Source organism: Pseudomonas sp. SIMBA_067, assembly GCF_046534675.1.
In the GTDB taxonomy this organism is placed as follows: Bacteria; Pseudomonadota; Gammaproteobacteria; order Pseudomonadales; family Pseudomonadaceae; genus Aquipseudomonas; species Aquipseudomonas putida.
This window is the reverse complement of sequence record NZ_JAWRYH010000001.1, coordinates 417,327-432,036: the sequence shown is the minus strand read 5'-3', so window position 1 is coordinate 432,036 and position 14,710 is coordinate 417,327. Positions and strand designations below refer to the sequence as shown.

At 62.7% G+C, this 14,710-nt stretch carries 12 protein-coding genes; 10 read left to right on the top strand and 2 right to left on the bottom strand.

The annotated features are described in order from the left end of the window. Window positions 1-4 precede the first annotated feature (4 nt). Both SB765_RS02035 and SB765_RS02030 read right to left on the bottom strand, forming a co-directional pair. The gene (locus SB765_RS02035; RefSeq protein WP_410911721.1) at window positions 5-2,605 is read right to left on the bottom strand and encodes a cellulase family glycosylhydrolase; all 2,601 of its coding nucleotides are present in this window, start codon (window positions 2,603-2,605) and stop codon (window positions 5-7) included. A 5-nt stretch (window positions 2,606-2,610) separates the two neighbouring features. Next, window positions 2,611-4,137 (bottom strand): O-antigen ligase family protein, encoded by a 1,527-nt coding sequence (locus SB765_RS02030; RefSeq protein ID WP_049277527.1) that lies wholly within the window; start codon window positions 4,135-4,137, stop codon window positions 2,611-2,613. A gap of 95 nt (window positions 4,138-4,232) precedes the next feature. Here SB765_RS02030 and SB765_RS02025 point away from each other — a divergent pair, with 95 nt between their 5' ends. From SB765_RS02025 to SB765_RS01980, 10 genes are all read left to right on the top strand, one after another. After that, window positions 4,233-5,609, top strand: coding sequence for an oligosaccharide flippase family protein (locus tag SB765_RS02025; RefSeq protein WP_341798820.1), 1,377 nt, complete (start codon window positions 4,233-4,235; stop codon window positions 5,607-5,609). A 236-nt stretch (window positions 5,610-5,845) separates the two neighbouring features. Continuing rightward, complete coding sequence (locus tag SB765_RS02020; RefSeq protein ID WP_063424169.1) at window positions 5,846-7,312, top strand: FAD-dependent oxidoreductase; 1,467 nt, start codon at window positions 5,846-5,848, stop codon at window positions 7,310-7,312. A 102-nt stretch (window positions 7,313-7,414) separates the two neighbouring features. Beyond that, entirely contained in the window at window positions 7,415-8,032 is a 618-nt protein-coding gene (locus SB765_RS02015; RefSeq protein ID WP_016487256.1) for an acyltransferase, read from the top strand. Then, window positions 8,025-8,981 (top strand): glycosyltransferase family 2 protein, encoded by a 957-nt coding sequence (locus tag SB765_RS02010; RefSeq protein WP_016499580.1) that lies wholly within the window; start codon window positions 8,025-8,027, stop codon window positions 8,979-8,981. Before SB765_RS02015 ends, SB765_RS02010 begins: the two co-directional genes overlap by 8 nt. 8 nt (window positions 8,982-8,989) lie before the next feature. Further along, a complete protein-coding gene (locus SB765_RS02005; protein ID WP_016499581.1) occupies window positions 8,990-9,514 on the top strand; it encodes a serine O-acetyltransferase in 525 nt (174 codons plus the stop codon). A gap of 5 nt (window positions 9,515-9,519) precedes the next feature. Beyond that, window positions 9,520-10,497, top strand: a complete 978-nt coding sequence (locus SB765_RS02000) for a glycosyltransferase family 2 protein (RefSeq protein WP_410930833.1) — start codon at window positions 9,520-9,522, stop codon at window positions 10,495-10,497. 9 nt (window positions 10,498-10,506) lie between these two features. Then, entirely contained in the window at window positions 10,507-11,511 is a 1,005-nt protein-coding gene (locus tag SB765_RS01995; RefSeq protein ID WP_410930832.1) for a VirK/YbjX family protein, read from the top strand. 49 nt (window positions 11,512-11,560) lie between these two features. Next, window positions 11,561-12,763: a glycosyltransferase gene (locus tag SB765_RS01990; protein WP_410911712.1), complete on the top strand. Its 1,203-nt coding sequence runs from the start codon at window positions 11,561-11,563 to the stop codon at window positions 12,761-12,763. Further along, the gene (locus SB765_RS01985; RefSeq protein ID WP_341798827.1) at window positions 12,760-13,947 is read left to right on the top strand and encodes a glycosyltransferase family 2 protein; all 1,188 of its coding nucleotides are present in this window, start codon (window positions 12,760-12,762) and stop codon (window positions 13,945-13,947) included. Before SB765_RS01990 ends, SB765_RS01985 begins: the two co-directional genes overlap by 4 nt. Continuing rightward, the gene (locus tag SB765_RS01980) at window positions 13,947-14,705 is read left to right on the top strand and encodes a WecB/TagA/CpsF family glycosyltransferase (RefSeq protein WP_341798828.1); all 759 of its coding nucleotides are present in this window, start codon (window positions 13,947-13,949) and stop codon (window positions 14,703-14,705) included. The genes SB765_RS01985 and SB765_RS01980 overlap by 1 nt, the downstream gene beginning before the upstream one ends. The last annotated feature ends 5 nt before the right edge of the window (window positions 14,706-14,710 follow it).

Below are 14,710 nucleotides of genomic sequence, written 5' to 3'. Positions count from 1 at the left end.
TGCCCTATTTCAAGAATAGCCAGTTGGACATGTAGTTGCCGTCGAACGTAATGCTGTACTGCCCATCCTTGTAGGCCACCGGCAATGCCTTCAATTGTGCCTGTGCATCGCGGGCGAACAGTTTCAGACCGGCGGGTGCCTTGATTGTCAAAGTGCCTTCAAGCGGTTCCACGTTGAACGGCGTCTTGTCATCGGCCTTGGGCATGGCACGTGTGCCCAGCGACAGCAGCAGCTCACGCGACTGGCCCAAGGGTTTGCCGTCCAGGCTCTGTACCGCGACGCTGGCGTAAGGCGTTTTCGTCTGTACCTGTACGGCACCCAGGCTGATCGAGCGACCACCCAGCCAGCCGGTGGCGGCCTGGGTCAGCGGCGTGTCGATGGTGTAGATGCCTTGTTGCCAGTTGCGCTTGAGCTCGCCGGTGTCGGTCACCGCCTGCGTGGCATCGGCGGCCAGCAGCGATTGCCCCGGGTCCTGCAACACTTGTGCGCCAGACGGGATGGCAGCGGGTTTCAGCCAGGGCAGTTCCGGTGTCGGCGGCAGGGCGATCTGCAACTGGCCCTTTTCCATGGCTGTGCGCAGCAGTACCGAATTGCGCGGGGTGATCTCCTGGTTGTAGAGGGTGGCGGGCGTCGGCGCGAACACGTAGCGGGTCGTTGCCGGCTTGACGTCCGCCCGGCGATAGAGCAGGGCGGCCGCGGGCAGGGTGGCGATCATCGCCGGGTCGTTGTACGCGTGCCAGTTGTCCGCCGTGCGCCAGCCCGGGTTGAACCCTTGCTGGCTGTAGGCGTACTGCATCATGGCGTCCCAGCCCTGGTGGCTGGCGGTGCCGGCTACATACAGCGGCAACGAGTGGCGGTCGGGCAGCGGGAACGGCTCGGCGTTCCACTCGGTGACGGTGAGCGGTTTGCCGACCACCTGGGCGGCGGCGATCCAGTCGATCATGCCGTCGCTGGTCAACGGGTTTTTCTCAAGCTGGCCAATGGCGCCGTAGCTGTGGGCGTCGACTACATCGCCTGCGGTCAGCGCCGGCAGTGCGCTCAGGCCGTTGCCGCCCCAGGTGCTGGTCGTGGCAATCGGCACTTTGACGCCCAGGCCACGCAGGTGGGTGATCATGTCGGCGTCAAAGCGTTGCTCCAGGTCGTTGAGGAACAGCTTCGACGGGCCATGCTCCCAGGCACGCCAGGTAAGGTCGGCGGGCAGGTCATGCTGCCTGGCGAAGGCTTTGGCTGCCGCCATGTAGCGCTCGCTATGGCGCGGTACGTCCTTGTCCGGCATCAGGGCGTTACCGTAGTGCTGGGTGAGGTCGTTTTCGTTGGTGATCAGCACGGCGGCGATGGCCGGGTCGTCCTTGTAGGCCAGGCCGGTGTATTGGTTCACATGGGTCAGGTACTGCTCGGCGAAGCGTTGCATCGCCTTCTGGATACTGTCGTTCATGTAGGCGTAACCCTTCAGGTCTGCGCGGCCCTCCTTTTCGGGCAGTTCATCGAAGTCTTCAATGTTGTCGTTGGCGGTCAACGCACGTTGCACGTGCATGTCCAGCCAGATGTAGATGCCTTCGTCCTTGAGTGCCTTGATCCACAGGTCGAGCTTGCGCAGCGATTCGGCGCTGAGCTGCTGGGTATCGCGCACCAGGGTGCCGTCGCCAAACACGTTCGGGCTGACCCACGGCGAATCGTGGTGGTGCAGGCGCACCAGGTTGAAGCCCAGTGCCGACAGGCGCTTGGCCTGTTGGCGGATTTCCTCGTCTGGGCTCTTGAACAGCGAATAGGCAGACAGGTTGGTGCCCCAGAAGCGCACCGGGGTGTCGTCTGCAAACATCAGCTGTTCGCCGACCGCCTTGACGAAACCGCGCCTGCCGGCGGGCTTTTCCGCGGCGTTGAGGAACGACAGGTCCACCGGCGAGGTACGCCAGTCCAGCTGGTCATCGGGCCAGCTGGCGGGGTCGGCGAGGCCGAAACGCTCAGTGGGGGTGGGGCCCAGCTCGATGTCGCCGGTAACGTTGAGCACCGCCTTCAGCTGCTGTCGGCCGGGGTTGATCGGGTCTTTGTAGAGGAACGCACGCAGCTCGGACGAATTGCCGCGCTCGAAATAGACCTTGGCCAGTGGCGGATCGAAGCGCATTTCGACGCGCCGACCCTGGTCGGCCTTGCCCCACGACCAGCCACGGTTGTCGGGCAGCAGTTGCGGGGCGCCCATGTCGCCGGCGATTTGCGCCGGGTCGAACTGGAACACCATGCCGCCGCCCATCACCCCGGCCTGGCGGCTGTGGGCGGTAAGGTCGAAGGCCCAGCTCAGGGTTTGTGCCTGTTCCTTGCGGATATCCGCCTTCAGGTCGAAGTCCAGTTCCTTGTTCTTGCCCAGCAGCGTGTACTGGTAGGGGCCATTGACCTTGAAATCGGTGTAAAAGCCGGTCCAGCTCCAGTTGGCCGCCCAGAAGTCGAACTTGGCTTTCATCACCGGCCCGCCGCCGTATGTCACAGTAGGCAGGCCATTCTGCTCATCGACACTGACCTGCCACTGCGAAGCCCAGCCGGCCAACGGCAGCAAAGCCAGGCCAGCCATGGCCGAAGCCTGCACAAGGTGACGCAGGGTAAGCACGTTCATGGACATTACCTGGGTTGAAGGCCGGTTTCGGCCAGCTCGGTAGCCGGGCTGTCGTCCAGCCGGCGGACCATCTGGATGTACGCCACGCCAAGCCCCGCGATTGACCAGTACACCACCGGTATGAAGGTGATGCTGCTGACGGTGAAAATGATCACCAGAATGCCGATGAGTGTTGCCAGCAGCACTCGCCCCAGCTGTCGTCGTTCGTCATCCTTGTCGGGGAAAGTGAGCATGGCCCTGCGGATACCCCTCAACACCACAGCAAAGAACGCAACGAACAGGCCGAGCCCGACCAGCCCCACCCGCAGCGCCAGGTTGATGTAGGTGTTGACGATGTCGATGATGCCTTCGCCCTGGATCATCGACTGCATTTCCGGGGTGTTGCGGAAGTCGAACGAGCCGAACAGCGGGTTGCGCTGGATGACGATCCAGGAGTTGTCCATCAGCCGCTCGCGGTAGGTGATGTTCTCTTTTTCGATGTTGCCGATGTACGGCAAAAGGTCCAGCACCTTGTCACCGCCCGGTACGACGGTAAGCAAGGGCAGCGCCAGCATGCCAGCCGCGCCTAGCAGCGCCAGGCGCCTGATCGCGCCTTTGCCCATGGCAATGAAGACCACCACGATGACCACGACGCCAATCCACGGTCCACGTGACAACGGCGCGAACAGCCCGGCGGCCAGCAGCAGGGCGCCCATGGCTCTGTGCAGCGGGCGTTGCACATACCCCTGGACGAACAGGAACAGACCGATGGCCACACTCATCACATAACCCAGGGCAATCGCCTGGCCGGTGGTGACGCTGGCCCGCAGCGCGCCGCCGCGGCTGAGGTAGCCGGACATGCTCCACGGCACGCCCATTGCGTCGATCAGGGCGCTGTACAGCAACCAGTGACGCACATACTCGGCCACGGCGATCAACGCCATGACGAAGGCGGTGAGCACGAAGGCCAGCAAGGTATCCTTGAAGTCGCTGATATGGCGCAGGCCACGGCTGGCCACGTAGTACGGCAGGAATACGTCGACATACAGGTACAGCGCCTGACGCAAGGTGTCGGTGAGGGTGGTTTCGCGCAGATACAAAACGCTCATCAGCAGCAGCCCGGCCGCCAGCAGCCTGTCGGCCCAGGTACGGCCGAAGCGCAACGTGTCAGCTTGCCGGCGCAGCTGCAGCGCGGCCGGCAGCAGCACGCACAGGGTGAGCAGGCGGATATGGTTGAGGTCGACCAGGTAGTTGACCACGCCAAACCCGGGCACCTGCACCGATGCCGGCGGAATCAGGAACAGCAGCATGTAGAACAGCGCCATAGGGTTGTGCTCGCGGCGCCCTGCAAGCAACAGGATGACCGCGCCTGCACCCAGGTACAGCCAAAAGCTGTGCGAGGCAAAGGCCAGCACCGTCAGCAGGAACCAGAGATTGCGCCGGCGCTTGTAGTCGCTGAGCGGAATAAGGTCGGTGGCGGGTCGCCGCGCCATCAGGAAGACCACGCTCGCCAAAAACAGGATGACGATCAACGCACGAAAATGTTCAGGCATCGGCTATGTACACCTTTCCCTCGGTGGGCAACGGCTAGCATCGTGGCTAATTGAAACTATAGTGACTTTTAGCCAATCAGTCAGAGATTGAAGTCATGCCGTCGATTGATGTGTCAGCCGCTGCGAGCCTGCGCAACCGGGCCTTGAGGGCCGGGTCGTGGAACCTGGTCTCGCAGGTGGCTTCTCAGGTGATGCGCCTGGGCGGCAATCTGATCATGGCCCGCTTGCTGCTGCCGGAAATGTTCGGGGTGATGGTCATCGCCACCACCGTTTCGGTACTCCTGCATCTGCTTTCCGATGTCGGCCTGCGCCAGAACATCATCCAGAGTCACCGGGGTGACGACCCGGATTTCCTCAACACCGCCTGGACCGTGCAGATCATTCGCGGCTTCCTGCTGTTTGCCCTCACCCTGCTGCTGGCGGTGGGCGCCTGGTTGGCCCAACTGGCGGAAATATGGCCTGCGGACTCTACCTATGCTGCCCCGGTGCTACCGATGGTGCTGGCGGTAACTGGCCTGTCGGCAGCCATCTGGGGGTTCCAGTCCACCAAGATAGATGTGGCTGTAAGAACTTTCCAACAAAAGCGCGTGGTGCTGGTCGACCTGGCCTCGCAGGTGGCCGGCCTGGTGGTGATGCTGGTGTTGGGCTTGCTGACCCATTCGATCTGGGCCCTGGTGATCTCTGGCCTGGTTTCGGCGGTAGCCTGGACCGTGCTGGGGCATACCGCCCTGGAAGGGCCGAACAACCACCTGCGCTGGGACCGTACGGCGCTGACCGAGTTGATCGTGTTTGGCCGCTGGATCCTGTTGTCGTCGATGGTTGGCGTGCTGGCCATGTACGGTGACCGCATCTGGTTTGGCGCCAGCATGTCGGCGGCGCAACTGGGGGTGTATTCGATTGCCGTGCTGATTCTTGGCGCGGTGCAGACCGCGCTGATGAAAATTGTCGGTGCCGTGGCGCTTCCTGCCTTCAGTGAAGCTGCAAGGGCCGACGACAAGGAACGCCTGACAGCGCTGTATCACCGCTTCCGCCTGCTGGTCGACCTGCTGGTGCTGTTCATCTGCGGTGGTTTCCTGACCGCCAGCCCTCTGCTGATTGGCTGGATGTACGATGATCGCTACCGTGAAGCTGGCCCTATGCTGGCAATTCTTTCGCTGTCGTTCATCATAATGCGCTATACATTGGCTCATCAGGTGTGGATTGCTCTGGGCCTTACCAAGTATCAGGCCATGGACAACATCATCCGCCTGGTCTCGCTATGGGGGCTGCTGCCGCTATTGCTGGCGATTGGTGGTGTGGAGTGGGCGATCTGGGGGGTTGCCCTGCATGCCGTGCCAACCCTGGTGCTGGTTGTGTATGTGAACTGCAAACTGGGCATGTTCAGCCTGAAACGTGAGCTGGTAGTGCTGCCGATGCTGCTGGTCGGGGCTCTGTGCGGGGCGCTGCTGACGGCCTTTTTCGACTGGTTGTAAAGCGGCGTGCTGGGTGTAACTTTCATGGGTACAGGTCACGGGATCATGGGCAAGCTCACTTTTTGTACTGCGCAGTTGGGCCGTAGAGGCTTTCTCCAGAGTTGTGTCTTGCTCGGTGTGGGTGGGGCGGTGTTCGGCGTCTCGGCGTCCGTGGCTGGCAAACCTGTCGAACCGCCCGGGTTCGTGATAATCAACGGTTGGGTATTGCCGTCCCGTTACTTGCGGAACCAGCCAGCATGATCAAGGACTTTCAGCAGCACAAAACGCTGCGCGACAACTACGATTTCTGCATCATCGGTGCCGGCCCGGCGGGTATTACCCTGGGCTTGCGCCTGGCCGCCGCCGGCTGGAACGTATTACTCGCCGAAGGCGGTGGACGCGAGTATGCGCCGCACTCGCAAGGCTTGTACGCCTGCGCATCCACGGGCCTGGAGCTGTATGCCGAGGAGACCCGCCTGCGTTACCTGGGGGGCACGTCCAACCACTGGGCCGGCCGTTGCCGGCCTTTCACCCCATCGGATTTTACCGTCGCCCCGCCAGGTGACTTGCCTGGTTGGCCGATTCCCTATTCGGAGATCGAAGGCTACCTGCCGGCGGCCATGGACATCGTCGACCTGCCAGCCGGCTCGGATTTTCGTGCTATGAATACCGGCCTGGATGGTGGTGACTTCGAGGCAGACCGCTTTTTGCTCAGCACCCCGACACGTTTTGCGCAAAAGTACGCCACGGCACTGGAGCAGACCAAAGGCCTGGACGTGTTCATCAACTGCAACTGCGTGGACCTGGAGTTCGACAAAGGCTCCGGCCACCTGGCTGCGGTGGTTCTATCCGACTATGAACGCAATCGTCAGCGCCTGGTGGCAAGGCACTTCATTCTGGCTACGGGGGCCATCGAGAACGCCCGGCAGTTGCTTAATAGCCAGACCCTGGTGGCAGCAGGCGTAGTGAGCAAGGAAGGGCTGGTCGGCGGATGCTTCATGGAGCATCTGAACATCGACCTGGGCACGTTCATCCTCAAGTCCGGGCAGGACCCGGAGCCGCGCCAGTATTACACCACCGATGCCTTCGTCGACGAGTACAAGGCCGGTAAAGGCAATGTCACCGCCGTCTTGCTGGCCGATGTGCAGACCTATGGCCGCACCGCCGAGGTCAAGCATTTTCTCGAGAACCTGGCCTGCGACATGGGGGTTGCCAGCAAGATCGCCTTCGTCGCCAAGTTCAGCTGCCCCGGTGACGGCGTGATAAGCACCATGATCGAGCAGTTCCCCAACCTGCACAGCCGCATTTCGCTGCTGGACGAACAGGACGCACTGGGGGTGGCCAAGGTCAATGTCAACTGGGCGCTGAGCGCCGACGACCGGCACACCATCAAGTGCATTGGCAGCGAACTGGCCAAGCAGTTCGCTGAAATGGACCTGGGCTTCGTCAAGCTGAACGACTTTGTCTACGACACTTCGATACCGCTGACGATGGCGCCGCACGCCCACCACATGGGGACCACACGCATGGCCGCCTCGCCACAGTTCGGCGTTGTCGATGCCAATTGCAAGGTGTTCGGTACCGAGAACCTGTATGTCGCCGGCAGCAGTATCTTCGCCAAGGGCGGCGCCTCCAACCCGACCATGCCGTTGTTGCAGTTTGCCGTGCGGCTGGCCGACCACCTCGATACCAGGATGAGAGCGGCTAGCGGCGCCGCTGCATGATGCAGGTTGTACATGGGTTGAGCGCTGCGGTCAGCACCTAGAAGAACGAGACCGGAACGCCTCAGGACACTCCAGATTGTTCAGATCGCGAGGCCAGGCAGCATGAAGGGATGGATACGCAAGGCAGTGGCGCACTACGCCCATGCAACCGGGCGAGGGGGCAAGTTCTACAGGAGGTTCTGCAACCCTTCTGGTCTTGAATGGGGTGCCTACCTCGCCCGATGGGGGAACTTTCACTCTGTCGGCAGCAACTTCTTCGTCAATACAGGCTGCAAGTTTCTCGACCCTTCGCTGGTTCGCATCGGTAACAGCGTGGGCTTGTCCGACTGCACGCTGATCGGTCATGACGGGGTGGTATTGCTGATCGAACATCGCTTTGGCAAGCACCTGGATTCGGTCGGTTTCATCGATATCAAGGACAACTGCTTCATCGGCCATGGCGCGATCATCATGCCCCGCGTGACCATCGGCCCGGAATCGATCGTGGCCGCAGGCGCGGTGGTGACCAAGGACGTGCCACCAGGCACCGTGTTTGGCGGCAACCCGGCGCAGTTCATCTGCACCACCGAACAGTTGATCAAACGGGTCGAGGCGCGTTGCGAAAGTTACCCGTGGATCGAACTGGTAAAACAGCGCAACGGCGCTTACGACCCGGAAGTTGAACCGCTGTTGATGGCGCAAAGGCGCCAGTACTTCTTCGGGGACGGCAACAATGGCTAGCAAACCTGTGGATGTCATGGTGGTCAACTTCAATACCGCCGGGCTGCTACAGCCGATGTTCGATGCGCTGCGCCGGGCCGACAGCGAGCGGTTGGCCAGTTACCTGGTAGTAGACAACGCATCGCGCGACGACTCGGTGCAGCGCATGGCCCAGGTGTGCCCCGAGGCACTGCTGCTGAGCAACAAGCAGAACGTGGGCTTCGGCCGGGCCAATAACCAGTTGCTGGCGCACCTGAAGGGCAAGTACGCCTTGCTGCTCAATACCGATGCTTTCGTGGCCGCCGACTCCCTGCAAAAAACCCTCGACTACATGGACGCCCACCCGGAGTGTGGCGTGCTGGGGGTGCGCCTGGAAGGCCGCGACGGCGATCTGCAGCCCAGTTGTCGCTACTTCCCAACGCCGCTCAACGTCTTTGTCGGGCGTACCGGGCTGGGGCGGTTCTTCCCGGGGCTGAAGATGGTCGATGAAATGACCTGGGACCACGCCTCGGTGCGCGAGTGCGACTGGTTACCGGGTTGCTTCTATCTGGTGCGCCGCGAAGTGCTGGACAAGGTGGGCCTGTTCGACCCGCGTTATTTTCTTTATTACGAGGAGGTGGACCACTGCAAGCGGGTGAAGGAAGCCGGCTGGAAAGTCGTGTTCTACCCGCATACCACGGTGGTGCACATCGGGGGCGAAAGCTCCAAGTCGGTGGCAGAGCTGGAGGCGGCCAGCCGGCAGATCTCGTCCTACCAGATCGAAAGCGAGCTGTTGTATTTCCGCAAGCATCACGGGGTGGCGGGCCTTGCCCTGCATATGGTGCTGGTCACCCTGGGTGACCTGGTGCTGGCACTCAAGGCGCTGTTGAAGCGACGCGGCTGGGGCGCGATTCAGGCCTGCTGGCGTCATTGCCGGGCGACCTGGTCACTGTTGTTCAAGACCCGGTACGCCAGCCAACCGACAAGGTAGGTAAAGCCATGTTCGAGAATATTCGTGCCGACCTGCGCGCCCATGGCGGGGATTGGGGGGCGCAGGGCTTCTGGGTACTGCTGGTGTATCGCTTCGGCCGCTGGCGCTACACCGTGCGCCCGGCACTGCTGCGCAAACTCTTCTCGCTGGTCTACAAGGTGCTGTTCAAGTTCGTGCAGATCATCACCGGTATCGAACTGCCGTGCGAAGTGGTGATCGGCCGCAACTTCGTCATCGACCATTTTGGTGGCATCGTCGTCAGTGGCTATGCCCGGTTTGGCGATGACTGCCGCATCCGCAACGGTGTGGTGGTGGGCTTGAAGAACGTCGATGAGCCGATTGCCCCGGTGTTCGGCAACAACGTCGATATCGGCACCGGGGCCAAGGTGCTGGGCAGCATCCGCATTGGCAACAACGTGATCATCGGCGCCAATGCCGTGGTGCTGGTGGATGTGCCGGACAATTGCCTGGCAGTAGGGGTGCCAGCCACCATCAAGGCCAGGCAGCCAGCCGCCACGGCCGCCGCCGAGTGAGGCCCATGGCGGCAGTAACCGGTGTGGTGGTCATTGGCCGCAACGAGGGCCCGCGCCTGGAGCGCTGCCTGCGTTCGCTGGCAAACGGTGCGGGCAAGGTCATGTATGTCGACTCGGGCTCCACCGACGGCTCGCTGCAACTGGCCCGCAGCCTCGGGGTGGAGGTGTTGGCGCTGGACATGGCCATCCCGTTTACCGCCGCGCGCGCGCGTAACGAAGGCTTCAGCGCCTTGCAGCGGCTGCTGCCTTCGATGCAGCTGGTGCAGTTTGTCGATGGCGATTGCGAGGTGGATGCCCACTGGCTGGCCACCGCGCAGGTGTTTCTCGACCAGCACCCCGAGGTGGCGGTGGTGTGTGGTCGCCGACGGGAGCGCTTCCCGGAGCGGTCGGTGTACAACCTGCTTTGCGACCTGGAATGGGACACCCCCATCGGTGAAGCCAAGGCGTGCGGTGGCGATGCGCTGATGCGGGCAGACGCTTTTGCCGCCGTCGGTGGCTTTCGCGCCGAGCTGATTGCCGGTGAGGAGCCTGAACTGTGCGTGCGCTTGCGGGCCAAGGGCTGGAAAGTCTGGCGCCTGGCCGCCGAAATGACCCTGCACGACGCTGGCATGACCCGGTTCAGCCAGTGGTGGCGGCGCAGCCTGCGTGCCGGTCACGCCTATGCCGAAGGGGCCTACCTGCATGGCCAGCCGCCCGAGCAGCACTGGTTGCGCGAGTCACGTCGGGCCTGGCTATGGGGCCTGGGCATACCCTTGGTGATCGTGCTGGCCTGCCTGCTGCTGGGTGGCTGGGGCTTGCTGTTGCTATTGATTTACCCGTTGCAGGCCGTGCGCCTGGCTCGCCGCGGAGGCAAGTCGGCGCGCGAAAACTGGCTGCAGGCGGTATTCCTGGTGTTGGGCAAATTCCCGGAAATGCTCGGCCAGCTGAAGTTCTTGCGCCACCGCTTCGCGGCCGGCAAATCAGCGTTGATCGAGTACAAATGAGAGATGACCATGATGCTCGGCACCCTCGTGAAAAGCGTGTTTACCTTGCAACCGGGCTACTCGTTGCGGGCGTTGAACAACAAGTACAAGTTGATGCTGCAGATTGCCAGGCAGTGGCCTGAGTTGAATGGTTTCATGCAGCGCATCACGGCGGCACTCGGCGAGCAAGGCGTGCGGCGGCTGGGTGTGGACTGCATCGGTGTGGTGCAGTGGCCTTACCTCAGCAAATGCTGGGAAGCCCCGCAGCGCCTGGCAGTGGTCGCTTCGCACTTTGAAGTGCTGGCCGGCGAGTTTCCGGCGCTGTTGCTGCTGGGGCGGGACGAAAGCCTGACGCTGTGCGATCTGGCCAGCCATTCGCCGGGCTGTCGCCTGGTGCTGGACCGGCCGATCTGGTTCAAACGCGAAGGCGAGTTGGTGCTGAACCTGTTCCAGGGCGACCTGCGCGTGGCTTCACTGGCGTTTACCCTGTGCCGCAGCCAGGGTGAGCTGTGCCTGTTCATCGGGGCCGTGCAGGGCATCCACAAAGGCATCGACAGCGAAACCTCATTGGCTATCTACCGCGACCTGACCAAGCACTTCGAAGGCCTGCGCCCGCGCAGCCTGGTGCTCGAAGCGATGAAGTGCCTGGCCCGGGCGCTGGGTGTCACGCACCTGTATGCGGTCAGCGATGACTGCCGGCACCATCGGCATGCGTATTTTGGCAGCGACAAAGGCCAGGACCTTGCCGCCAACTATGACGTCATCTGGCAGGAACACGGTGCCAGTGCATCGAATTTTGCGGATTTCTTCAGCCTTCCGCTTGCCCAGGCGCAGCGGGCAGAAGCCGACATTCCAGCGAAGAAACGGGCGATGTACCGCCGCCGCCAAGCGATGTTCGACGATGTTTTCGCGCGCTTGCAGGCCGCATTGCCAAGCAGCAGTCACAACCTTGGACTACAAGGAAAACAGGGGGATGCATTTGCTGTGAGTGCATCGGCAGTGGACCGACCGCCCGTAGTCGACAGCCTTAAGTGAAGGTTGGCAGGGGAGGTGGGTCATCAAGCGGGTTTGGATCTGGATTCGTATGCGCATCGCTTACTTCATCAATCAGTACCCGAAGGTCAGCCACAGTTTCATCCGCCGCGAGATACTGGCGCTGGAGCGCCAGGGCGTAGAGGTACAACGCATTGCCCTGCGGGGGTGGGATGCCGAGTTGCAGGACGCCGAGGACACGAGCGAACGGGCCAGGACCCGGTATGTGTTGCAAGGCGGCGTCAAGGGGTTGCTGACGCCAACGTTGCAGGTGCTGCGTGCGCAACCGCGACGCTTTTTCCAGGCCTTGCGGGTGGCAATGCGCCTTGGCCTGCGCGCCGACCGCGCGTGGCCCTACCACCTGGTGTACCTGGCCGAGGCCTGCCAGGTGTTGCACTGGCTGCAGGCCGGTGAGGCCAAACACGTGCATGCCCATTTTGGCACCAACTCTACCGAGGTGGTGATGCTGGCCAACCTGCTGGGCGGCCCGGCCTATAGCTTTACCGTGCACGGGCCGGAAGAGTTCGACAAGCCGCAGTTCTTGCACATGGGCGAGAAGGTGCGGCGCGCCGCCTTTGTTGCAGCGGTGAGTTCTTACGGGCGCAGCCAGCTGTTTCGCTGGGTGGCGCACGAGCATTGGGCCAAAGTGAAAGTGGTGCATTGCGGCCTGGAGCGAGCGTTCCATGAGGTGCTGCCGGTCAATGTTCCGGCGGTGCCACGGCTGGTGTGCGTCGGCCGGCTTTGTGAACAGAAAGGCCAGCTGTTGTTGCTTGAGGCGGCACGTCAGCTTGCGGCACAGTCGATCGCCTTCGAACTGGTCCTGGCAGGTGACGGTGAGATGCGCGGGCAGATCGACGCCCTGATTACCCGGCACGGCCTGCAGCAGCACGTACGCATCACCGGCTGGATCAGCAGCGCACAGGTACGCGAGGAGATCCTTGCCGCGCGCGCGCTGGTATTGCCCAGCTTCGCCGAAGGCTTGCCGGTGGTGATCATGGAGGCCATGGCCTTGCGCCGGCCAGTACTGACCACCTACGTGGCAGGCATCCCTGAGCTGGTGCGCCCGGGCGAGAACGGCTGGCTGTTCCCCGCTGGCGCCGTGGACGAACTGGCGCAGGCCATGGCCGAGTGCCTTGCGCAACCCGCCGAAGTGCTGCAGCGCATGGGCGAGGCGGCTTACCAGCGCGTGCTGCAACGGCATGATATCGACACCGAGGCGGCCAAGCTGGCCGGCTACTTCAAGGCATCCGCATGATGACTGTATTGAGTTGGTTACTGGGCCTGCTGGCGGTCATCGCCCTTGTGCCTGTGTCCGTTTTCTTCCTGCAGATGCTGCTGGCTTGCCTGCCGCCGCGCTCGCGGCCCTTGGGCGTCAGCGTGCGTCCGCGGGTGGCAGTGTTGGTACCGGCCCATGATGAGGCTGCGATCATTCGTGCAACGCTGGCGAGCGTAACCCCGCAGTTGCTGCCAGGCGACCGCTTGCTGGTGGTGGCCGACAACTGCACGGACGACACGGCGCGGCTGGCCCGCGAGGCCGGCGCCGAGGTAGTGGAGCGGTTTGATACGGTGCTGCGTGGCAAAGGCTATGCCCTGGACTTCGGCGTACGCCACTTGGCCGAATACCCGCCCGAGGTGGTGATTGTGGTTGATGCCGACTGCCAGGTAGCCGAGGGGGCGATTGACTGCCTGGCACGCCGTTATCACCAGGCCCAACGCCCGGTGCAGGCGTTGTACCTGATGCGCGCGCCCGCCGGTAGCGGGCTGAAGGTGCAGGTGGCCGAGTTTGCCTGGCGGGTCAAGAACCTGGTGCGCCCGCGTGGCTGGGCGCGGCTGGGGCTACCGTGCCAACTGATGGGGGCAGGCATGGCATTCGGTTGGCACGACCTTGCTTTGATCAACCTGGCCAATGGGCACTTGGTGGAGGATGTAAAGCTGGGGCTGGATCTGTGCCAGCAGGGCAAGCCGCCGGTGTTCTGCCCCGAGGCGCTGGTCACCAGCCAGTTTCCTGCCAGCCAGCAGGGCATGAACAGCCAGCGCACCCGCTGGGAGCATGGCCACCTGGGCTTGATGCTGGCCGATGCGCCCAAGCGTGCGCTGGCCGCCATTCGCCAGCGCAACGGTAGCCTGCTGGCCATGACCCTGGACCTGTTGGTGCCACCTCTGGCGCTACTGGTGCTGGCGCTGCTGGGGCTCAACCTGGTGACCTGGCTGGCTTACCTGCTGTCAGGCCATGCGGCGCCTGCGTGGATCGCACTGGCTGCGCTGGTCATGCTCGGCCTTGCCGTTGTGCTGGCGTGGGCACGCTTCTGCCGTGAGCTGATCCCGTTTTCCGTGCTGTTGTACGCGCCTTTTTACGCCGCAAGGAAAATCCCACTGTACCTGGGGTTCCTGATCAAGCGCCAGGTCGAATGGGTGCGCTCCAAACGGGATGATGACTGATGGCTCAGTGGCAATGGCAGAAACGCTGGAACCGCATTATCGACACGCTTGAGGTGGTGCCTGACAGCAGCGCGGCGCAGTGCCTGCTCGACCGGCTTGCCGCCCCGAAGTCTGCAACCGTGCTGGGGTTCGTCAATGCCCATGCAATGAACCTGGTGGTGCACGACGGTGAGTATTGTCAGGCGTTGTCGGCGGCCGATGTGCTGTTGCGCGACGGCTCTGGCATGGCGATCCTTTATCGCCGGTTGGGACTGGAGCCTGGGCTCAACATGAATGGCACCGACTTCATACCCAGCCTCATGGAGGCATACCGCGGGCGGCGGGTTGCGTTCTGGGGCACGCAGCAACCGTACCTGAATCAGGCGGTGCAGCGCAGCGAAGCCTTGTTTGGCGTGGTGCCGGTATCGGTCCACGATGGCTTTGCCAGCATCGACACCTACCTGCAGTTGGCCAAGGAACAGCAACCGGAACTGATCGTGCTGGGGATGGGCATGCCCAAGCAGGAAGCGGTGGCGGCCAGGTTGGCAGCCGTTGATGGGCCGTGCCTGATCGTGTGCGGCGGGGCGATTCTGGACTTCCTCGGCGGCAAGGTCAGCCGGGCACCGCAGTGGTTACGGCATGTGGGTGGCGAGTGGGCCTACCGTCTGTTACGCGAGCCGAAACGTTTGTTCATGCGTTATGTGGTAGGCAATCCGTTGTTCTTGCTGCGCACCCTGCTGTGCCGCAAGGCAGCCGATTCGGCCAGGGGCACCGTATGAATCGG